This window comes from Ignavibacteriota bacterium (assembly GCA_016218045.1).
Classification (GTDB): domain Bacteria; phylum Bacteroidota; class Ignavibacteria; order SZUA-365; family SZUA-365; genus JACRFB01.
On the sequence record JACRFB010000024.1, the window covers coordinates 20,268 to 41,577 of the forward strand.

Annotated in this window: 17 protein-coding genes; 3 read left to right on the plus strand and 14 right to left on the minus strand. The window is 60.4% G+C overall.

Going from position 1 to position 21,310, the window contains the following annotated elements; genetic code table 11:
• Window positions 1-40 precede the first annotated feature (40 nt).
• From HY962_07315 to HY962_07335, 5 genes are all read right to left on the minus strand, one after another.
• Complete coding sequence (locus HY962_07315) at window positions 41-3,205, minus strand: TonB-dependent receptor (GenBank protein ID MBI5646725.1); 3,165 nt, start codon at window positions 3,203-3,205, stop codon at window positions 41-43.
• A gap of 204 nt (window positions 3,206-3,409) precedes the next feature.
• Window positions 3,410-4,057 carry a DUF3267 domain-containing protein gene (locus HY962_07320; GenBank protein ID MBI5646726.1) on the minus strand — a complete coding sequence of 216 codons (648 nt, stop codon included), beginning with the start codon at window positions 4,055-4,057 and terminating at the stop codon, window positions 3,410-3,412.
• Window positions 4,038-4,517, minus strand: a complete 480-nt coding sequence (locus HY962_07325) for a DUF2721 domain-containing protein (GenBank protein MBI5646727.1) — start codon at window positions 4,515-4,517, stop codon at window positions 4,038-4,040. Before HY962_07325 ends, HY962_07320 begins: the two co-directional genes overlap by 20 nt.
• Window positions 4,518-4,563: 46 nt before the next feature.
• Window positions 4,564-5,658 carry a hypothetical protein gene (locus tag HY962_07330; protein ID MBI5646728.1) on the minus strand — a complete coding sequence of 365 codons (1,095 nt, stop codon included), beginning with the start codon at window positions 5,656-5,658 and terminating at the stop codon, window positions 4,564-4,566.
• A gap of 46 nt (window positions 5,659-5,704) precedes the next feature.
• A complete protein-coding gene (locus tag HY962_07335) occupies window positions 5,705-7,237 on the minus strand; it encodes a sigma 54-interacting transcriptional regulator (GenBank protein MBI5646729.1) in 1,533 nt (510 codons plus the stop codon).
• Window positions 7,238-7,307: 70 nt separating this feature from the next.
• Here HY962_07335 and waaF point away from each other — a divergent pair, with 70 nt between their 5' ends.
• The gene (waaF, locus tag HY962_07340) at window positions 7,308-8,339 is read left to right on the plus strand and encodes a lipopolysaccharide heptosyltransferase II (protein MBI5646730.1); all 1,032 of its coding nucleotides are present in this window, start codon (window positions 7,308-7,310) and stop codon (window positions 8,337-8,339) included.
• A 374-nt stretch (window positions 8,340-8,713) separates the two neighbouring features.
• Window positions 8,714-10,978 carry an NADP-dependent malic enzyme gene (locus HY962_07345; GenBank protein ID MBI5646731.1) on the plus strand — a complete coding sequence of 755 codons (2,265 nt, stop codon included), beginning with the start codon at window positions 8,714-8,716 and terminating at the stop codon, window positions 10,976-10,978.
• Window positions 10,979-11,210: 232 nt separating this feature from the next.
• On the opposite strand, the gene HY962_07350 is transcribed toward HY962_07345, so the two are convergent.
• Both HY962_07350 and HY962_07355 read right to left on the minus strand, forming a co-directional pair.
• The gene (locus tag HY962_07350; protein MBI5646732.1) at window positions 11,211-11,546 is read right to left on the minus strand and encodes a DUF805 domain-containing protein; all 336 of its coding nucleotides are present in this window, start codon (window positions 11,544-11,546) and stop codon (window positions 11,211-11,213) included.
• A gap of 62 nt (window positions 11,547-11,608) precedes the next feature.
• Entirely contained in the window at window positions 11,609-12,211 is a 603-nt protein-coding gene (locus HY962_07355; GenBank protein MBI5646733.1) for a YIP1 family protein, read from the minus strand.
• Between the two features lie 230 nt (window positions 12,212-12,441).
• Here HY962_07355 and HY962_07360 point away from each other — a divergent pair, with 230 nt between their 5' ends.
• Complete coding sequence (locus HY962_07360) at window positions 12,442-12,855, plus strand: PH domain-containing protein (protein MBI5646734.1); 414 nt, start codon at window positions 12,442-12,444, stop codon at window positions 12,853-12,855.
• A gap of 228 nt (window positions 12,856-13,083) precedes the next feature.
• On the opposite strand, the gene pruA is transcribed toward HY962_07360, so the two are convergent.
• From pruA to HY962_07395, 7 genes are all read right to left on the minus strand, one after another.
• Complete coding sequence (gene pruA / locus HY962_07365; protein MBI5646735.1) at window positions 13,084-14,634, minus strand: L-glutamate gamma-semialdehyde dehydrogenase; 1,551 nt, start codon at window positions 14,632-14,634, stop codon at window positions 13,084-13,086.
• A gap of 292 nt (window positions 14,635-14,926) precedes the next feature.
• Window positions 14,927-15,700, minus strand: a complete 774-nt coding sequence (locus HY962_07370; protein ID MBI5646736.1) for an enoyl-CoA hydratase/isomerase family protein — start codon at window positions 15,698-15,700, stop codon at window positions 14,927-14,929.
• Between the two features lie 7 nt (window positions 15,701-15,707).
• Window positions 15,708-16,601, minus strand: coding sequence for an MCE family protein (locus HY962_07375; GenBank protein ID MBI5646737.1), 894 nt, complete (start codon window positions 16,599-16,601; stop codon window positions 15,708-15,710).
• Between the two features lie 138 nt (window positions 16,602-16,739).
• Window positions 16,740-16,982 (minus strand): hypothetical protein, encoded by a 243-nt coding sequence (locus HY962_07380; protein MBI5646738.1) that lies wholly within the window; start codon window positions 16,980-16,982, stop codon window positions 16,740-16,742.
• Window positions 16,983-17,054: 72 nt separating this feature from the next.
• A complete protein-coding gene (locus HY962_07385) occupies window positions 17,055-18,545 on the minus strand; it encodes an ABC transporter permease (GenBank protein ID MBI5646739.1) in 1,491 nt (496 codons plus the stop codon).
• Between the two features lie 2 nt (window positions 18,546-18,547).
• On the minus strand, window positions 18,548-19,510 hold the full coding sequence (locus tag HY962_07390) for an ABC transporter permease (GenBank protein ID MBI5646740.1): 963 nt from the start codon (window positions 19,508-19,510) through the stop codon (window positions 18,548-18,550).
• A 39-nt stretch (window positions 19,511-19,549) separates the two neighbouring features.
• The gene (locus HY962_07395; protein MBI5646741.1) at window positions 19,550-21,229 is read right to left on the minus strand and encodes a hypothetical protein; all 1,680 of its coding nucleotides are present in this window, start codon (window positions 21,227-21,229) and stop codon (window positions 19,550-19,552) included.
• Between the last annotated feature and the right edge of the window lie 81 nt (window positions 21,230-21,310).

The following is a 21,310-nucleotide window of genomic DNA, read 5'->3' on the forward strand; positions in this document are numbered from 1 at the left end:
AAAAAGGGACCCGAAGGTCCCTTTTTTCATGACGGCCGGATCAGAAACTGTAGCGCAGACCGAGCTGCATCTGCCAGCGCGAACCAAGCGACGAAGTGTCGTAGGGATCCATCTTCGTGGCATTGAAACTGTAGCGCGGCTTGTTGCCGTTGGCTGCATCGAGTCCTTCGAATTTCAGGAGGCGGTAGCGCTGCTGATCGACGAACTTGCTGTAGCCCCAGTCGCCGTTGAGAAGGTTGAGGAAGTTCAGCACGTCGAGCGTGACTTCGAAGCGGTGGCCTTTGAGCGAGGGAAGCGGAATCTCCTGCGCGATGCGCAGGTCGAGTCCGGCCTGGAACGGCACACGGCCGCTCATGCGTTCGAAAATCTTGCCGCGCGAACCCTTCAGGGCCTCGTCGGCTTCGATGAACTCGTTCAGCTTGTCGTAGTTGTTGGTGGTGAGAATGATGTCGTTGGCATCCTTCGGCACGTAGATGAGATCGTTCTCGGTCTGGCCGTCGGCATTGACGTCGCCGTCGTACACGTACGAGAAGGGCTGGCCCGACTGTCCGTTGAATCCGATGGAGATGGTGGTGCCCCAGTTCTCGAAGAACTCGTGACGGTACGCCGCCGCAACAAACACGCGGTGACGGATGTCGAAAGCAGAGTACGAAAGCGGCGGATTGTTCGGATCGCCCGGCACGTGATTATAACGCCACTGCGAGAAGGCCTGGCTCGAGAGTGTCGAGTTGAGATCCTTCGCCTCGCCGTAGGTGTACGCGCCCGACGCGCTGATGCCGTCGGCGAACTGGCGCTGCAACTGCAAGGTCACATTGTACTGGTAGCCCTGGTCCGTGTTCTTCATGAGAATCACGTTCGTGAATGCCGCATTGACCTTGCTCGACGTGAAGCGCCGTGAGGTGGCGTTGTAGGTTCCGTACACGGGGCGGTTGTCGTTGGCGAGTGTCGACTGCTGTGCGCCGAGGTTGATGTCCTGATACAGAATGTCGTTGATCGCCTTCGAATACAGGCCCTCGAGTGTGGCGACGATGCCGAAGGGAAGCTGGTAGTCGACGCCGATGTTCAGACGCATCACCTGCGGCATCTTGAAGTCCTTGTCCGTCAGGTTCACTTCCGACGTTGCGACGGGGCTGAGGCCCGGTGTCACACCCGGACGCGGCGGTGAATACGGATCGGGGTTAAAGAAACCCGCCGGGCGGTTGCTCACGTCGACACGCGCAAACTCCACACCCGTGTTGCCGTACTGGTTCGAAATCCACACGTACGCCACGCGGCCCGTGAAAATGCCCGCGCCGCCGCGCACCTGCAATGAACGGTCGCCCATCGGATCGTAGTTGAATCCGAGGCGCGGCGACCACAGCATGTTGCCGCTCGGCACGATGTCGGTGCCGATGCCCATCTGTTTGCCGAACTGCCCGAAGGTGGAATCGATCTTCAGATTGTACGCGGGTTTGTCGGGGAGATTCGGGATGTCGACACGCACACCACCCGTCAGTTTGAGCGAGGGCATGACGGTCCATTCGTCCTGCGCGTAGAAGCCGAGCTGTATGGCCGAGAATTCGGCGGCCTGTTTCGGATCACCCGTCAGCGAGTAGCTGTGCGTGTAGCGCGAGGGACGGCCCGCGACGAGATCGGTCATGTTGTTGAATTCGTAATTGCCGTACAGGTCGCGGATGAAGAGGTTGCGGAAGCTGAAGATCTCGTTGTGTGTACCGACAGTGACGGTATGGTCGCCGAGGAACATGTTGAAGTTGTCGGTGATCTCGAAGATGTCCTGATCGAGCTGGTTGGCGATCGAGAAGTTCTCGCTGCCGGCATAGAGGTCGATGTTCGACGCGTAGCGCAGGCGGATCAAGGGGAAGGCCGCGCCCTGCGTTTCTCGATTGTCGCGGATGCGCGTGTAGCCGAGTATGAACTCGTTGGCCATGGTGTTGCCGAAGGTGGATCCGAGCTGCAGCACTGTCGAGTTGGTGCTGTTGTTGAACACGTAGTTCGAATTCTCGAGGAATACACGCGCGGTGGTGCGCGGCAGGTTGTCGTCGCCCGCGTCCACAAAATTGTGACGCAGCGTGAGGCGGTGATTCGCGGCAAGGTTCCAGTCGAGGCGCAGGAAGAGCTTCACGCTCTGGCGCTGCGTCGTGACATTGTCGAAGCTGCCGGGATCATACCCGTATTGATTGCGCAGGATGTCGACGAAGCGGCGCACGGAGTCGATCGGCACGTTGATCACGTTCGAGCCTGCAAGGCCCGGCTGCGAAAAGAGTATGTCGGTCGGCTGATTGCGGTTGGTCAATTCGCCGTTGACAAAGAAGAACAGTTCGTTCTCGATGACGGGTCCGCCCGCGCGGAAGCCGGTCTGGTATTCGGAGAACGCGCCGAACTTTGTGCGGTTGGTGTCGGGGCTGAGACCAACCAGGTCCTGGTTGCGCCAGAATCCGAAGAGGGATCCCGTGTAGCGGTTCGTGCCGCTGCGGGTGACGGCGTTGACACCGCCGCCCGTGAAGCCGCTCTGCCGCACATCGAAGGGCGCCACGACCACCTGGAACTCCTGCAGCGCGTCGAGGGAGATCGGCGTGGTGTTGGCCTGTCCGCCCGGGGTGCCGCTCGCGCCGAGACCGAAGAGATCGTTGTACTGTGTGCCGTCGATCTGGATGTTGTTGAAACGGTTGTTGCGGCCCGCGGCGGAATTGCCGACGAACTGCGGCGAGAGTTTCATGAAGTCGGTGAAGCTGCGGGAGATGGTCGGCAGACGTTCGATGTCGCCCGTCGTGACACTCGTCGCGGCTCCCGTGCGATTCGCGCTGAGAATGGCGTTACGCTCGCCGGTGATGTCGACACCGCGCACTTCCACGCTGCGCTCCTCCATCTCGAACTCGAGCTTGAGGTTCTGGCTCAGCGAAAGCTGGATGTCGGTGAATTTCTTCTGCTCGAATCCGATGAAGGTGGCGGTGACCGTGTAGGGTCCGCCCACGCGCAGATTCTGCAGGTTGAAACGTCCGTCGGGACGTGTGCTCACTCCGTACGTAGTGCCGGATGGGACATGTACCGCGATGACATTCGCGGCCGGCAGGCCTTTTCCGCTCTTGTCCATGACAATGCCGTTGATGGCCGCTGTGGTGACGCCCTGGGCGCGGGCGTGTGTGCCACACACTGCGAAGACCCCGGCAAGCACGGCGAACAATAACCACGTCGCACGTCGGTGCATACGAGCTCCTGATAAAATGGGATAGAAAATGTGTGAAGGGAGGGAAAAACAGGATCAGAAATCGGAGGTCAAAATCGTGAATCGACGTTCGACGCGCAAGCGTCCCAGCCCCGATTTCCTCCCTCATCAAAAAAAAATGTCCAAAACAGCCCTGAAATAGCTGAGTTCCAGGGAAGCGTTGACGACATACCGGATTACAGGGTCTTATTCTCCTGTATGTGCCATTATCCCGACGTCAGGACCGGGCGCGAGTACTTCACACCCCGCGCGGCTGGGATGGTCGCGCACGATAGCGGTCGCGGGCACGGCGCGGATGGCCCACAGTATGGCGATGTCGCCGCTCGCTGCGATGCTCAGAAAGAAGCTCCAGAACACGAGCCACCCCGCTCCCGTGAGCAGGCCTGCCAGGTTCGGTACAATACCGAGCACGATAAGCGGCAGCGCGGCCGACAGCGCATAGGCGCGCGCCGTCATGGGCGCGGCGCAGTGGGCGTAGGGCGCGAGCGCCTTCCAGTTCATGCCGAAACGGATTGCCGCGCGCGGCACGCCGCCCACGTAGCGGTACCCCACCGCGTGCAGCAGTTCATGGACAACGATGGCCACAAGCAGCACGTGAATAAAGAGCCAGGGGTGTATCGCCGCGCGGAAACCGGCACCGAGCGCGTCCCATCCGTACAGCAACGCGGTGGGCGCGAGGAAGGCCACGGTCATCGCGGGGAGCAGCGCTATCGCCACAACGTTGGCGCGCGCGAGCGACAGCGTCGCGTCGGACACCGGAACGTAGTCCGCGTACGGCACGGATCCCGCGGCCGCGTCTCCCGCGGCGGGCGGATCAGATGGTTTCGGATTCAAGCTGCAGCACGCGGTGCGCGAGCACGATGTCGAACATGGCGTACATCACACCCAGCGCCGCCGAACCGATGCCGACCATGAATATCCACACCGAGAACACGGCGATGGGGAGATGCAGGAACAGACTCAGGCCCAGGCACAGCGACGTGAGCAGGTAGCAGAACACGCCGCTCCACAGCGAGATCAACGCGTGACGCAGATGTTTGGCGCGCATCTGCAGGGACGGGATCTGCCGCATCAGACTCTCGAAACGCATCGCGTCGACATACTCGCGGTCGATGGCCTCGGGGTCGGCCAGCTTGCGACGTTTTTCATCGTTCAGCACGCGGATGCGTCCCACGACGGTGGAGTACCGGTTGTTGAGTCCGAGAAGGAGCAGGCCGCAGGCCGAAATCATCAAGGCGGGAGCGAGTATCGCCTGTATCGTCTGCTGTGCCGCGGGGGTCGAGAGGATGTCCATGCGCGGAATCCGTTGTGAGACGTGCTTCGGAAAGGAGACCGGTCTATTAGACCTTTTTTCTCCTGTTTTGAATATAATCAACGAGCACGAACTCTCCGAGTTTGCCGAGCCCGGTAAAATACGCCCTCCCCTTGTTGGCCTTCGTGAGTTCCTCGACAAATTCCACCAGCCACGGATCCTGCGCCACCATGAAGGTGCTGATCACAATGTTGTCGCGTCTGCACGCGACCGCCTCGTCGAGGGTCTTGTTCACGATGCGCGGATCGAGTCCGAAGGAGTTCTTGTACAGGCGCCCGTCGTCCTCGAAAATGGCGCTCGGTTTGCCGTCGGTCACCATGAAGATCTGTTTGTTCGCGCTGCCCGATCGGCGGAGTATGCTCCGCGCGAGCCGTAATCCCTGCCGCGTGTTTGTGTGATACGGCCCGACTCGCACAAAGGGCAGTTCCGAGATGCCCACCTCCACGGCATCGTCGCCGAAGAGCAGCACGCTGAGCGCATCGCGTTGATACCGCGTCGAGACGAGTTCGGCCAGGGCCAGCGCGACCTGTTTCGCGGGGGTGATACGGTCCTCGCCGTACAGGATCATCGAATGGGAAATGTCGAGCATCAGCACGGTGGCCGCCGAGGTGAGGTGCTCGGTCTCGAATACCTCGACGTCGTCCTCGGTGAGCGAGAAGTCGTCGAGACCGGCGCGCCGGTATACGTTCTGCAACGTTGTGGTGAAGTCGATGTCGGACGCGGAGTCGCCGAAACTGTACGTGCGCCTCTCGCTGGTGCGCTCGACACCGCTGCCGGTGTGCGGCACTTCGTGCGAGCCCGGACCGCCCTTTTTCAACGATGTGAACACCTCCTTCAGCGCGTCCTGCCGTATGCGGGTCTTGCCCTTCGCCGTCAGTTCAAAGCTCTCCTCGCCGTCGCTTTTGATATAGCCGCGGCGTTTGAGTTCCTCGACGAAGTCCTGCATGGTCAGGGATGCGTCAAAGATCCCGTGCTGGCGGTCGATCTCCTCCATCCACTCGAGCGCCTCCGCGACATCACCCGCGGTGTGCATGAGCATATTGGAAAAGAGCGTGATCAGACTCTCCATGCGCTCCTGTCGCGTCTGAGGTCCGTCGATCCAGGCCGAGTATTGTACTCTCATGGCCGGTCCTCCGAGCGCGTCAAACGAGACTGTTCCGCGCGGCGCATCAGAACGTCTCCTCTCCCTGATCCATCGTCGAGAGCAGTGTGCCGAGCATGTCCCGATACCCGACGATTCCATCGTCCTCGCTCTTCGCGAGTTTGGAATGCTGGTGCAGTCCCTCGAGAATCAGTTCCATTGCGGGTGCGAGAGATGTCTCGTCGCCGCCGAACTGTCCCTGCGCAAGCGCGCGCAGTCCGGGCACACTCGAGAGCAGCGCGACATACTCGTTCTGCGGCATGTCGTCGGTGAGCAGCAGATCGCGTCCTCCTTCGAACCACGCAATGATCGGCCTGTACACCGACTCGGGCGATCCGGCGTTCTCGCGTTTTTCGCCCTGCTGGGCGCGGCGCGACTGACGTGATTTCGGCAGCGGATCAGGAAAGTAGCGCGCGAACACGGTCCGTGCGGCCTTGCCTATCAGCGCTTTCGACACTGTGACCAGTCCCTCCTGCTCACCTTCGTATACGAGTTCGAGTTTGCCCGTCATCGAGGGCAGGATACGTCCGAGATCGGAAATACGCGGCGCGGCGACTGATTCGCCGTTGACGATGGCACGGCGTTCGGCGTTGGAGACAAGATTCTCCATGGCCGAAATGGTGAGCCGCGCGCTCACGCCCGACCGTTGATCCACAAACTCGCTTCCCCGCGCCTCGAAGGCGATCTGTTCGATAAGCTCGCGGAACCAGTCGGGAATGTGAATCGTCACGCCAGAGCCGCGTTCCGTCCACGCCTCCTGGCGCGTGATGTCGACGGCATGTGCAAGATCGACGGGATAATGCGTGAGGATCTGCGAATCGATGCGGTCCTTCAATGGGGTGATGATATTGCCGCGGTTCGTGTAATCCTCGGGATTTGCGGTGAAGACCATGAGCACGTCGAGCGGTATGCGCACGTTGAAGCCGCGTATCTGAATGTCCTTCTCCTGCATGATATTGAACAGGCCCACCTGAATGCGCGGCTGGAGATCGGGTAGTTCGTTGATCGCAAAGATGCCGCGGTTCGCGCGCGGGATGAGTCCGAAGTGTATCGCGCCTTCATGCGAATAGTGCAGGCGCTGCGCGGCCGCCTTGATGGGATCGATGTCGCCGATGAGATCGGCGATGGTGACATCCGGCGTCGCGAGTTTCTCGCCGTAGCGCTGCTCGCGCGGAATCCACTCGATCTCGGTGTCGTCGCCGTATTCGGCCACGAGGTCGGCGGCGCGTTTCGAGATCGGCTGAAAGGGATTGTCGTTGAGTTCCGAACCGGCGACAATCGGTGTCCATTCGTCGAGCAGTGTGGGTAAAAGACGCACGAGGCGCGTCTTGGCCTGTCCGCGCAAGCCGAGCAGTATGATGTCATGCCGTGAAAGGATCGCATTGATCAGCGCGGGAATGACGGTGTCGTCGTAGCCGACCACACCTTCGAAGAGGCGTTCGCGTGCCGTGATTTTTGTGATGAGGTTGCGGCGCAGTTCTTCCTTGACGGGAAGCACTTTCCAACCGGCGCGGCGCAGGCCGCCGACGGTGGTGATCGCGGGGTGTCCGTTGTGTTTCATCTATGGTTTTTCCGGGAGCTTTGGCGATTGCCCCGCCGTCTCTACATTTGGTGGATGAATGATAAAGCGCGTGAAGTCCGACATATCTAAAACACTCGTTTTGCGCCTGAGTTCCATCGGCGATATTCTGCTCGCAACGCCCTTTTTGCGCGCATTACGCCGGTCCTATCCACACGCGCGTATCGACGTCGCCGTCCGCGCGGAATACGCCGATCTACTGCGCCACCACCCCGCTGTCTCGGTATTACACGAGATCGATGTGCGCGAGGGGCGCGCAGGTCTTGCACGATGGAGGCGCCGCTTCCGCGAGGAGCGCTACGACACGGTCTTCGACCTGCATAATGTGCTACGCACGCGCCTGCTGCGACGGGGCATCGCGCCGCGTGTGCGCGTGCTGCGGAAGTATTCGCTGCGCCGCGCCCTGCTGGTCCGCGCGGGCATCAATCTGCTCGCGGCGGCCCCGTCCGTGCCCGAGCGCTATATCGCCTGCGCCGCCGCGGATGGACTCGAGCCGGACGATCGCGGTCCCGAGATCTTTCTGCCTGCGAAACTCGAAGAGGAACTGCGGCGAAGGGTCCTGCCGGAGGATGCCGGGAATGCCCGGCTGATCGGCATCTGTCCCGGAGCGCGGCATACGACCAAACGCTGGCCTCTCGAACACTTCGAGGAATTGTGCCGTCTGCTTCTGCATGTGCCCGGCGCGCGTATCGCCGTGTTCGGCGGTGCGGATGACAGGGATGCCGGCGAAACTCTTGCGCGGCTCGATCCCGCGTCCGTCCACAATTACTGCGGCGCGCTGACTCTGCTCGAGACCGCGGCCGCGATGCGGTCGTGCGACGTGGCCGTAACCAACGACAGCGGGTTGATGCACATGGCGTGCGCGTGCGCCGTGCCCGTGGTTGCGCTGTTCGGCAGCACCGTGCGCGAATTCGGATTTTTTCCGTATCAGAGTGCGTCCGTTGTGCTTGAGACGTCCGGCCTTCGCTGCCGGCCGTGTACACATGTTGGTCGCTCTGATTGTCCGCGCGGGCATTTCCGGTGTATGCGGGATATTCATCCGCAGGATGTGGTTTCTGCCGTTCGTGGGTTTCTGCTCGAGTAGGTGGTAGATGGTAGATGGGTAGATGGTAGTTGGTAGATTGTAGTTGGTAGATGGGTAGGTTGATCTGCTGTATTCGTGTGAGGAGACAGGATACAGGAGGCAGGAGGCTGCGTTATTCTCTCGCTCCGGTTTCTGTCGGGTTCTCGTATATCCGGTCTCCTAACTCCTAGATCCTGTCTCCTGCCTCCTGCCTCCTGCCTCCTGTCTCCTGTCTCCTGACGCAAAACGTACAGGACCAGCGGCGCGTTGTTTCTGAAGAACCTCTCTTTGAAGAGGTACGTTTGTTCAGTCCCCTACTTTCGCCTAATTTAAAGACTGACAATTCCTCCATTACCCCCGAAGAAATCCCCCACCATAGCGCCGGAGTACCTGCAATGAAAATCAGAAAAGAAGATGCCCTCGAGTACCATAGCATGGGCCGAAAGGGCAAGATCGAGGTTGTGACGACAAAGCCCTGCGTGACGCAGCGCGACCTGTCGCTCGCGTACACGCCCGGCGTGGCCGAACCGTGCCGCGAGATACACAAGAACGACGACCTGGTCTTCGAATACACGGCAAAGGGGAATCTCGTCGCGGTGATCTCGAACGGCACCGCGGTGCTGGGACTGGGCGACATCGGTCCGCACGCCGGCAAGCCGGTGATGGAGGGCAAGGGCGTCCTCTTCAAAACCTTCGCCGACATCGACGTGTTCGACATCGAACTCGACTCGAAGGACGTGCAGGAAATCATTCGTGTGTGCCAGGTGCTCGAACCGACCTTCGGCGGCATCAACCTCGAGGACATCAAGGGGCCGGAGTGTTTCTACATCGAGCAGGAATTGAAGCGCACGATGAAGATTCCGGTGTTCCACGACGATCAGCACGGCACGGCCATCATCAGCGGCGCGGCGCTGATCAACGCGGTGGAAATCGTCGGCAAAAAACTCGACGAAGTGAAAGTGGTGTTCAACGGAGCCGGCGCCTCGGGTATCGCCTGCGCCACCTTCCACATCTCGCTCGGCGTGAAGAAGGAAAACGTGACGCTCTGCGATACAAAGGGTGTGATCTACAAGGGCCGCACCGAACACATGAACGAATTCAAGGAGGACTTCGCGATCGAGACCTCGGCGCGCACACTGGCCGATGCGCTGGTGGGCGCCGATGTGTTCGTGGGTCTGTCGTCGGGCAACATGGTGACTCCCGACATGGTGCGTTCCATGGCCCCGAATCCGATCATCTTCGCGATGGCGAATCCCGATCCGGAAATCACCTACGAGGATGCGATCGGCGCGCGTCCCGACATCATCATGGCGACCGGACGCTCCGACTATCCGAATCAGGTCAACAACGTGCTCGGCTTCCCCTTCATCTTCCGCGGCGCGCTCGATGTGCAGGCCACCGCGATCAACGAGGAGATGAAGCAGGCCGCTTCGTACGCGCTCGCGTCGCTCGCGAAGGAGGACGTGCCCGAGAGTGTGAAACGCGCTTACGGCGTGACCGAAATGGCCTTCGGACGCGAGTACATCATTCCGAAGCCCTTCGATCCGCGCGTGCTCACATACGTGGCCCCCGCGGTCGCCAAGGCGGCGATGGACACCGGCGTCGCGCGCAGGCCGATCGAGGACTTCGACGCGTACAAACATCAGCTCGACATACGCATGGGCCGTTCGCAGGTGATCATGACGCCGATCTACGACAAGGCCAGCAAATCACCCAAACGTGTCGTGCTGCCCGAGGGCGATCAGCCGCGTGTCATCAAGGCCGCGCAGCTCGCGGTGGACGAGGGCATCGCCCATCCGATCCTGCTCGGCAACGCCGACATCATCCGCGGCATCGCCGACGAACACGGGTACGATCTCACGGGCGTCGAGATTGTCGATCCGAAAAAACACGAGAAGTCCGACTCGTACATCGAGGCCTTCTACAAGCTGCGCCAGCGCAAGGGAGTGACGCGCTACTATGCGCGTCGCGACCTGCTTTCGCTCAAGAACTACTACGGCGCCATGATGCTGCATCAGGGCGACGCCGACGGCATGCTCTCGGGCTACACCTCGCACTATCCCGACACCGTGCGTCCGGCGCTGCAGATCATCGGCCGCGATCCGCGGTACAAGGTGGTCTCGGGCCTCTACGTGCTCGCCTTCAAGAAGCAGGCCTTCCTGCTCGCCGACACGACCGTCAACATCGATCCCACGCCCGAGGCGCTGGCCGACATCGCGTGCCAGACGGCTGAATTCGCTGCCAACTTCGACATCGTTCCGCGCGTCGCGATGTTGTCGTACAGCAACTTCGGCTCGAATCTCGAGGCCTCCCCCCGCAAGGTGCGCCAGGCCCTCGAGATCGTCCAGCAGCGCTGCCCCGACCTCATGGTCGACGGCGAGATGCAGGCCGACACCGCCGTGGTACCCGACATCATCAACGAGACCTTCCCCTTCTCGACACTGAAGGGCGGCGCCAACGTGCTCATCTTCCCCGACCTCAACGCGGGCAACATCGCCTACAAGCTGCTCGCCCGCATCGGCGGCGCGAATCCCATCGGTCCCATCCTGCTCGGCATGGGCAAGGCGGTACACGTGCTGCAGCGGGGCTCGGACGTGAAGGAGATTCTCGACATGATCGCCATTACCGTCGCGGATGCCATTCGTAAAGAAGGATTGTAGACGGAAGACGTGAGACGGTAGACGGTAGACGGTAGACGTGAGACGGTAGACGTGAGACGGTAGACGTGAGACGGTAGACGTGAGACGGTAGACGTGAGACGGTAGACGTGAAGGCGCGGCGAATCAGCCGCGCCTTCTTACTTTCACCTTGCTACTTTGCTACCTTGCTACTTGACAAAGGGGCGACCGGATGATCGCCCCTTGTGTTGAAAAGCCCTACTCGGCCAGATGATCAGGCCTTGGGATCCGGACCATATTCGTTATCGCCCGTGGTACCTGCGGTGAGTGCGAAGATAAGGTTCGCGATGGGTACCAGCAGCCACCAGCCGCTACGGCCTGTGTCATGCATGCGGCGCACACCGACCGCGATGGACGGAATCAGGACTGCGAGGTAGTAGAGAAGCTGGATGAGGGACATGACCAGCGCCATCTCGATCGACATCATCGCGATGATGCTCAGCACAACGTACACCAGGAAGTTCACGAGGAAGAACATCCAGTATTCCTTCCTGCGTGCGCGTCCCGAGAAGTCGGCGTATTTTTTCAACACGGCGAGATACCACGACATAGGCTACTCCGATTTAGTGTGTGAGAGGGAATAGAGAGCGCATGACTCGAAAACAGCGCGCCTTACATGGCTGCACTGACCAATCCTAGACCAACAACTGCGAGGATCGCAGTGAGTATCGCGGCGATAATGAAGTAGATCACAAGTAGGACCAGGATCGTCACGATGAGATAGATGACGACTTTGTCCTTCGGCGTTTTCATCGTGTGCGGCAACCCGAGATAGATCAGGTAGAATCCATACAACCCGAAGAGCGAGCCGATCACTCCCAGCGGCGGATACACGTTAAAGATTCCTCCGAGCCACATCGGGGTGTAGGAATACGCCACGAGCTGCACGGCCCTGCCGAAGTTCTTCTCGGAAGCAAAGGAACCTGCCAGCGCATCAACCACAAACGCGGTCAGCAGCACGCTGATGACGGAGAGAATCAGATTGAGCACCGCCTGGCTGATTCCAACCGTGATACTCGCGCTTGTGCCCCCGAAAAAGGGTATGGGAACTCCGATAATCCCGTACCCGATAAACGCCGCGATCGACGCGACCACCGCGAGCGGGAGGACGTAGGTGGTGATGATGGAGCCAACATCGGGCGACTCTTCGGCGATGACCGCCCACTCGTTTTTGGGTGAGACGATGATGTTCTTTGCTCGATCGACAAGACTCATACTTCCTCCTCTTCAATGAATCATTGATGGGTTGATGAAACGATGATGTGCACGCACGAATCGAAATCAGTCAACGGCAGCGAAGGGCAGAACCCTCGCGTGATGTTTTGTCAGAAATGGATATGCCGCAATATGGAATCAGAAACTCCGAAAGTCAAGCGGCCTTGCACCGCAGCGTCGTTTGCTCGATATTCCCGCGATTCCCCCATTCACCATTCCGCGGAAGAGCCATGGCAGAGGAAACACCGATCTGGACCGGATCACCCTCACAGAAAACCAACATCGGTTTCTTTCTCCTCACTTTTATTCTGATCATCCCGCCCATCGTGCGGTATCTGAAGACCAAGTACACGCGCTACGAAGTCACCACACAGCGCATCATCTTTCACACGGGCGTGTTCTCGCGGCAGCGCGAGGAACTCGAGCTGTATCGCGTCAAGGACTACCGCGTGGTGGCGCCCTTCCTGTATCGGATATTCGGACTCGAAAATGTGATTCTCGAGACCTCCGACCGCACCACGCCCGAGGTCACGCTCCGCGCCGTCCCCGCGGGCGAAAACCTCTTCGAGAAAATCCGCTCACACACCGAAGCCGCCCGCGACCGCAAACGTGTCCGCGAAGTGGATTACGAACATGAGTCGTAATACGCCGCCTGTGCGATAGTGTGCGGGTTCTGCGAATATTTGTGTCAGGATACAGGAGACAGCATACAGGAGCCACGATGAGGACACTGTGTCTGCCTGACTCCTGACTCCTATCTCCTGACTCCTGACGCGCACGTGAGGATACCGTACACCCTTACGACCCGACTTCGGACTTTGTTCTTGCTATTCAGCAGAAAGGGCGCTCATCGCGCCCTTTCTGTTGTTTGATTAGTCGATTTTTTCCGACATCAATTTTGCCTGCGTAAAGAGCTGCAGGTAATCGCGGCCTCCGGCTTTGGAGTCGGTGCCGCTCATATTGAATCCGCCGAAGGGATGACCGCCCACCATGGCGCCCGTACACTTGCGGTTGAGGTACATGTTGCCCACGAAGAAGTCACGGCGCGCCTGTTCGAGGTGTTTTTTGTTCTTCGAATACACGGCACCGGTGAGGCCGTAGATCGTGTTGTTCGCGATCTTCATGGCGTCGTCGAAGTCCTTCGCCTTGACAACCGCGAGCACGGGTCCGAAGATTTCCTCCTGCGAGATCGTGTCCATGGGTTTCACGTTAGTCACGATGGTCGGCTGCACGTACCAGCCATTGCCCTCGGCGCGCTGACCGCCCACGGCGATAACGCCCTTCTCGTTCTTTGCGATCTCGATGTAGCCGAGTATCGAATTCATCGAACGCTCGTTCACGACGGGTCCCATGTACACGTTCTTGTCGGGTTCGCCTATCTGCAGCTTCTTGCCTTCCTCGATCAGTTTCGCGACGAAGCGGTCGTAGATGTTCTGATGCACGATGACGCGGCTGCAAGCGGAGCATTTCTGTCCCTGGAAACCGAAGGCGGAGGCGAGTGTGCCCTTCACCGCATCGGCGACATCGACGCCCTCGTCCACGACGATCGAATCCTTGCCGCCCATTTCGGCGATGACACGTTTGATCCAGATCTGTCCCGGCGCCTTTTTTGCCGCGACCTCGTTGATGCGCAGACCCACTTCCATCGAGCCGGTGAAGGCGATGTAGCGGATCTTCGGATGCGCGACGAGATAGTCTCCCACCGAAGCGCCCGGGCCCGGGATGAAGTTCACGACGCCTGCGGGCAGACCTGCTTCCTCGAGGATCTCCATGAGCAGCCAGGCCATCATCGGCGCGTCCGACGAGGGTTTGAGCAGCACGGTGTTGCCCGTGACCAGCGAGGCGGTGGTCATGCCTGCCATAATGGCGAAGGGGAAATTCCACGGCGGAATAACGAGACCCACACCGAGCGGGAGGTACACGAGTTCATTCTTCTCGCCCGGAATCGGTGTGAGCGGCTGCGGCGCGGCGAGGCGCAGCATTTCGCGGCCGTAGAATTCGAGGAAGTCGATGGCCTCGGCGGTGTCGGCATCGGCCTCGGTGTAGTTCTTGCCCACTTCCTTGATCATCCACGCGTTGATCTCGTAGCGGCGGCGGCGCATGATTTTCGCGGCCTTGAAAAGGACGGCGGCGCGTTTCACCGCAGGCACATGTTTCCACGTCTCGAACGTCTTTAATGCGACGGTAAGCGCCTTCTCGGCAAGCGCCGTGTCGGCCTTGGCAAAATGGCCGATGGTTTCGGACACATTGCCGGGATTGATCGACGCGATAAAATCGGGCGTGAGAACTTTTTTGCCGTTGATGATCAGCGGATACTTTTTGCCCAGCTTCTTCTGGACAAGCGCCAGCGCGGCCTGTTGTTTGCGCGCGTTCGCCGGCTTTGTGAAATCGGTGATTGGTTCGTTGCGAAATTCTGTGGGCATGAAGACCTCAGGTGTGTGTATCTGTTACGATTGTTGGTACGTGGCGATGGGGGGAGGAGCTGGGAGCTAGTATCGAGGAGTTAGGAGTGGGGACTTTGGCGTTGGGAGTTGGGAGTAGGGACTAGGAACTGGGAACTAGGAACTGGGGACGGGGGAGCTGGTGCGTTAGATTCGGAGCGATGTTTCTTGTACGTGTTACGTGTTACTTGTTACGTGTTACTTTCCACTTTCCACTTTCCACTTTCCACTTTCCACCTTCTACCTTCCACTTTCCACATTCTACATTCCTCTGTCACCGTCCTGTCCAGCGCGGTTTGCGTTTTTCGAGAAAGGCGGCCATGCCTTCCTTGTGGTCTTCGGAGGCGAAGAGGAGATAAAAATTCTTGCGCTCGTATTCGAGACCCACTTCGATGGTTGTGTCGAAGGCCTTGAGCACGGCTTCCTTGGCGAGGCGCACCGAGAGCGGAGGACGCGCCGCAATCTCCTGCGCAAGCGCGATCGCCTCCTGCAGATAGATTTCGACGGGCACCACCTTGAGCACGAGCCCGTATTCCTGTGCCTCGCGCGCGGTGATGAACTTGCCGGTCAGCACCATCTCCATCGCCTTGGCCTTGCCGACCGCGCGCGTGAGCCGCTGCGTGCCGCCCGCGCCGGGCATGACTCCGATGTTGATCTCGGGCTGCCCGAACTGCGCGGTTTCACTCGCGACGATGATGTCGCAGATCATCGTGAGTTCGCACCCGCCGCCGAGGGCGAAGCCGCTGACCGCCGCGATGAGCGGAACACGCGCCTTGCGGATCTTGTCCCACTTGGTGAACTGGTCGCGTATGAGCATGTCGATCGCGTTGGCATCGACCATCTCGGTGATGTCGGCGCCCGCCGCGAAGGCCTTCTCGCTGCCGTGAATCACAACGCAGCGCACGGTGTCGTCGGCATCGAAACTTGTCACGGCCTCGACGAGTTCGTCCATCACGCGCAGATTGAGGGCGTTGAGGACATCGGGGCGATTGATGTGTATGAGACCGACCGCGCCGTCGCGCGAGACGAGGAGATGCCTGTATTCCATGAGAAACCTAGAGTCGGAGGCGGATTTTGAGCTGGCCGTCCATGATGATGTTGAGCACGCTGTCCACTCGGAGCAGCGTGTTGTCGAAGCGGCGCACGAAGGTCGTGTCGTGCAGCACAGTGTGGAGCAGGCCGCGCGAATTCCGTATTTCGCCGACGAGCGACTGCACATCGCCGAGCAGCGTGTCGGCGCGGCCGGCCAGGCGTTCGGCCGAGCCGAGGCCGCGGTCGAGGCGCGGGCTCAATTCCGCGAGCAGCGTGTCGGTGCGGCGCGAAACGCGGGCGAGTGTTGTTGCAATCTCGTTGATCTCGTCGCGGTTCGTGCCGAGCAGGGTGCGCATGTCGGAGCTGATGACGCGCAGGTGTCCCACACTCTCCTTGATGGCCGCAACCATCTCGGCGTCGCCGACGATGGCGTTGGCATTGTCGAGCAGCGTCCCGGCCTTGGTCGCGAGCGTGTCGACTTTTGTCTGCAGCGTGCCGAGCACGGCAAACGCGCCCGCGATGTCGGGATCGACGCCGCCGATCAGTTCGACCGAAGGATCGTGCGGCGCGCCGCCGCCCTGACGGATCTCGATTTTTTTCCCGCCCATGAGTTCGAGCATCTGTATGGTCGGATACGCGCCCTGCGCGATGACCGTGCCCTCCTCGAGTTCGGCGTGTACGAGCACACCCTCGCCGCCGTCGAGCGCTACGTCGACCACCTTGCCCGACTTGACGCCGTTGATGGACACCGGATCGCCGACCTGCAGTCCCGCGGAACTCGGGAAGCGGAAGGCGTAGCGGGAGTTGCCTCCCGTGAGCGTCCACTCCTTGAAAATCGAGAAGCCCAGCAACAACAGGATCACACCCACGATCACCGTGATGCCGACTTTGATTTCGTTGCTTCGCTGTTCTTTCACCGTGTCTTCGCTTCTTCCTTTCCGCACTCGCGACTGCCGCGGATTACACTCCGTGCTGCCGGCAGGTCGCGCACGAATTCGAAACAATCATGTAAAATTAGCGAATTCGGCAGGAATAGACAACGATGACTCAGGGCATTACGAAGGTTCCTCGGGCGGGGGCGTCCGGAACAGCGCGTCGAGGGGATTTGACGCGGCGCGACGCTGTACGGCGTACTTCTCGTGCAAGGCCACAAGGCGGCGTTTCGAGATTTCGTCCAGATCCTCGTCGTCGCGGTCGCGCTTGCGATACATCTCGAATTCATCCTGCTCGCGCTTGCTCATTCGCGCCTCGTGCTCGTGGAGCGCGGCGATCATTTTATGCTGTTCGATGCTGGTCATGACGTCGTAGCTGGTTATGGAACATGCGGATTCCCGGCATTGGCACGGGCCGGACCACGCCGCGGCCGGCGCTCACGCCCTGGCATCGCGGCTGATGAGCCGCGGATCAAACGCGTCGCGCAGTCCGTCGCCCACGAGGTTGAAACTGATGACGGTGAACACAATCGCGAGACCGGGGAACGTGGAAATCCACCACGCGCGCGCGAGCACGTCCTTGCCCTCGAGGATGATGCTGCCCCAGCTCGCGGTGGGCTGCTGCACGCCGAGATTAAGAAAGCTGAGCGCCGCCTCAATGAGAATCATGCCCCCGATGCGCAGCGTGGCGTTGATGATGACGGGCGTGATGGCGTTGGGCAGTATGTGCCGGAAGATGACGCGCGCGTGTCCGAGGCCCGCCGCGCGCGCGGCGAGCACAAAGTCCTGTTCCTTGAGCGAGAGCACCTCGCCGCGCACCAGACGCGCGATGCCCATCCAGGAGGTGCAGCCGAGCACGATCACCACAAGCAGGATGCGTGGAAAGGTGATGGTGTCGAAGACGGCCACCACGATGAGAATGAGAAACAGCGACGGAAACGCGAGCAGCACGTCGACCGCGCGCATGAGCACGCTGTCGATGGCGCGTCCGAAATATCCGGCCGAGAGTCCGACGACGGTGCCCAGCGTGACGGACAGCAGCACGGCGATGAAGCCGAGCGACAACGAGATGCGCGCCCCGAAGAGCAGGCGGCTCAGCACGTCGCGGCCGAAGCTGTCGGTGCCGAGCAGGAAGTCGCGCGTCGATGCAAACTCCTCGGGATTGGGCGAGACGAGGTCCGCAATCGGAATCACCACACGTTCCGTCCCGCACGTCGCGACAACGTCCGAACTTTCGATGTGCCAGGCATCCACAAAATGCAGGCGCTGAAAATCGTCGGAGAGGAGGCGCTCGTTCAACGCGTGCAGCGCGCGCGCCTCACCCTCCTGCGCCGCGGGCACAAAACGGAACGAGGGCACCAGCGGCGCGATCCGCTCGTGTTTGAGGCGCAGGGCAGTGACACTGGCCAGGGGCGGCAGGTATTGCGTCACCGCCCCGTCCTGAAACGCGTTGGGCGCGTACGGCGCGAGGAAGGGACTAAACACGGCCGCACCGTACAGCAGGAACAACACGACCACACCCGTCCGCGCAATAGGATTGCCGCGGAACTGACTCATCGCCAGCCGCCAGTCGCTGCTCTCTTCCCTGCCCGCCCCGCGCATGGCCCTGCGCGCGGCGCGGCGCGCAAAATAGACGACGGCAAAGGGCAGTACCGTCGCGACAAGCGCCGCCAGCCAAAATTGCAGCACATCGGAGTTGAATATCAGGTGAAACTCCTCGGGTGCGGCGAGACCCAGCGCGATGGTATGGTAGAGCGAACGATAGGAGTCGCCGATGGGACCCGCATGCAGCGCGATGAAGCCGCAGGCGGCGAGAAAGGCAAGAAGATGTATCACACCCGAAAGCCGGCGTCCCAGACGCCACAGGGCAACACCGGGCACAAGAGCCGGGGCGATGCGGTCGAGGCGGAGGCGCTGTACGGTTCCCATGCTTAGTACCTGATGCGGGGATCGGCGAGCGCGTACAGGATGTCGGCAACGAGATTGCCGAGCACCACCATGGCGCCCGACAGTAGCGTGCAGCCGATGATGAGCGGGTAGTCACGCGTGAAAATGGCGTCGACCACCACCTTGCCCATGCCCGGCCACGCAAACACGGTCTCAACAACCACCGCACCGCCGAGCAGAAACGGAATCGAAAGGCCGAACAGCGTGATGATGGGCAGCAGCGCGTTGCGCATCGCGTGTTTGCCAATAACGGCGGATTCTGGCAGGCCCTTCGCGCGCGCGGTGCGGATGTAGTCCTGCCCCAGCACGTCGAGCATGCTGCCGCGCATGTACCGTGCCGTGGCCGCGGCTGACGCGACGCCGAGCACGAACACGGGCAGGACGAGATGGTGCAGAATATCGAGCAGATAATCCCAGGTCGCGTAGTAGTCCGCGAGCGGACTCTGAAAACCCGACGCGGGGAACACCGGTATCGCCAGCGAAAAAAGGAGAATCAACATAAGACCGAGCCAGAACTCGGGCATGGAATAGAGGAAGAGTCCGGCCGAATTCAGGACATGGTCCAGCCGCTTGCCCCGGTTCAACGCCGACAGCACGCCGATGAGAATGCCGACGGCGAAGTTGACGGCGAGCGAAAGACTCGCCAGGAGCAGTGTGCGTGGAATCGCCTCGGCCATGATCTCGGTGACGGGCGCGTGTTTGCTGAGCGAATCGCCGAAGTCGCCCGTTACCGCATTCTTGAGCCAGGTGACATACTGCACGGGCAGCGGTTCGTCGAGGCCGAGCGCTGCACGCAAACGCGCAGCCGCGCGCGGATCGGCGTCGGCGTCCACGTAGAGCTGTGTCGGGTCCCCCGGCGCGAGATGCACGATGACAAACGTGCAGGTGGCCAGACCCAGCAGCAAAGGTATGGAGGCGAGCACGCGTCGAATTACATATCGCAGCACGGCCCGCCTCTCACCATCATACGTCGGCCGAGCCGGGGCTCAGAACGTCGCGTATGCCTTGGGATCGCCGATCTTCCAGTTCTCGATTCGATCGAGTATCCCGAGGGTGTTGATCTTTGTTCCCTTCAGACGGCGGTTGATCGCCACCACGTCCTTGATCCAGTACATAAACGTGAAGGGTTGATCCTGGTGCAGGATGGACTGTATCTCGCGCCAGTAGCGGGCCGCCTCGTTTTCATTCGGCGCGCGGAGGCCAAGCGTGATGAGCTCGCTCACACGGTCACTGTGGTAGCCGGCCGAATTGTACGGGTCGGAAATATCGTTCCAGCGGTTCGAGGGATCGATCGCCAAACTCACATTAAAACCGCCGAGGAAGGCGTCGTAATCCTTCGAACTCGCCTTCTCGTACAGCACGACGGGCTCGAGCTGCGTCAGATGCACCACGATGCCGAGCTGCTTGAGGTTCTCCTGTATCACTGTCGCGGCGTAGGCGCGGCGCGCGTTTCCGATACCGTAATACAGCGAGAACTCGAACTTCACCCCACCCTTGTCGAGCACGCCATCGCCATCGCTGTCGCTCCAACCCGCGCTCTGCAACAACTGGCGTCCGCGCTGCGGATCGTAGGGATACGGACGCAGGTCGGTGTTCATCGACCAGCGGAAAATGGGCGAAAAATCACTCACGGCCAGTTCGCCGTACGGTCCGAGTTTCGCGTCGAGAATACCCTTGCGGTTGATGCCGTAGGTGAGCGCCTGCCGTACACGCGCGTCCCCGAAGAGGCGGTGCGGTCGCACGGTCTTTCCCCCGCTCTTCTTGTACTCCTCGAAGTCGACGTTGGCCCAGGCGATGTATTCATACACGCGCGGGGGCAGCGTCTCGAGTTTGATGTCGGCATACTGCTCCTGCAGGCCCTTCACGTCCTCGAAATAGACGGGCCACATCAGGTCGATGGTCCCCTTCTTGAGTTCAGTGAGGCGTGTTGTCGGCTCCTGAATGACGCGGAAAATCACGCGTTCAAGCAGACCCGGCCCGGGCAGCGTACACTTCTGATTCGCGGAGACAACGATCTCCTGATGCCGCGTCCACTTCTCGAGTTTGAAGGGACCGGCGCCCACCGGCTTCGCGTTCGCGGGGTGATTCGCGAAGGCCTTTCGATCGACGTCCTTGAAGATGTGTTTCGGGATCGGCGAGACGGTGAGATGGAACAACTGCTGCGGATACACCGACGCAAAATGGAAGATCATCGTCGTGTCGTTCACGATCTCGATGCTGCGGTCGACGTCGAAACGGCCGTTGGTGAAAATCATGTTGTCGACGTAATTGCCGAGCGGACTGGCGACATCGGGATCGCCGATCATTTCGTACGTGAACTTGATGTCCTGCGGCGAGACCAGCACGCCGTTTTCCCAGCGGACATCATTACGGATGATGAGCTTGATATCGCGCCCGTTGTCGAGGAACTCCCAGCGTTTTACAAGTGCCGGACCGTACTCGAGGCGGCCCAGACTCAGGTTGAACGTCAACTCGAACATCTGGGGATAAATGAGCGAATTGATCTCGGACGAGATCATCGAACGCGTGACGACGGGATTAAAACTTTCGACGTCTCCGTTCAGCGCGACGACCGCGGTGTTGCTGAGATCGGGTCCGGACGATTTTCCGCAGGCGGCGAACAAACACGGAAGGAGGATGAGTACCGCGCGTAACCGGGGAGACATGACGACCTCCGTGGCAGGAGTGGTTGAGGTAATAGTATCGTGTGGGAATGTTGCCGTCGACCGGGATACGGGAAAATTCTT

Bases quoted from the DNA above. Each gene is read 5' to 3' on its own strand.
- HY962_07330 (MBI5646728.1), bottom strand. From the start codon at position 5,658: ATGAGAGTACAATACTCGGCCTGGATCGACGGACCTCAGACGCGACAG.
- HY962_07350 (MBI5646732.1), bottom strand. From the start codon at position 11,546: ATGTCGTGGTATCTCGCCGTGTTGAAAAAATACGCCGACTTCTCGGGA.
- HY962_07345 (MBI5646731.1), top strand. From the start codon at position 8,714: ATGAAAATCAGAAAAGAAGATGCCCTCGAGTACCATAGCATGGGCCGA.
- HY962_07385 (MBI5646739.1), bottom strand. From the start codon at position 18,545: ATGGGAACCGTACAGCGCCTCCGCCTCGACCGCATCGCCCCGGCTCTT.
- HY962_07315 (MBI5646725.1), bottom strand. From the start codon at position 3,205: ATGCACCGACGTGCGACGTGGTTATTGTTCGCCGTGCTTGCCGGGGTC.
- HY962_07370 (MBI5646736.1), bottom strand. From the start codon at position 15,700: ATGGAATACAGGCATCTCCTCGTCTCGCGCGACGGCGCGGTCGGTCTC.
- HY962_07325 (MBI5646727.1), bottom strand. From the start codon at position 4,517: ATGGACATCCTCTCGACCCCCGCGGCACAGCAGACGATACAGGCGATA.
- pruA (MBI5646735.1), bottom strand. From the start codon at position 14,634: ATGCCCACAGAATTTCGCAACGAACCAATCACCGATTTCACAAAGCCG.
- HY962_07355 (MBI5646733.1), bottom strand. From the start codon at position 12,211: ATGAGTCTTGTCGATCGAGCAAAGAACATCATCGTCTCACCCAAAAAC.
- HY962_07360 (MBI5646734.1), top strand. From the start codon at position 12,442: ATGGCAGAGGAAACACCGATCTGGACCGGATCACCCTCACAGAAAACC.
- HY962_07335 (MBI5646729.1), bottom strand. From the start codon at position 7,237: ATGAAACACAACGGACACCCCGCGATCACCACCGTCGGCGGCCTGCGC.
- HY962_07380 (MBI5646738.1), bottom strand. From the start codon at position 16,982: ATGACCAGCATCGAACAGCATAAAATGATCGCCGCGCTCCACGAGCAC.
- HY962_07395 (MBI5646741.1), bottom strand. From the start codon at position 21,229: ATGTCTCCCCGGTTACGCGCGGTACTCATCCTCCTTCCGTGTTTGTTC.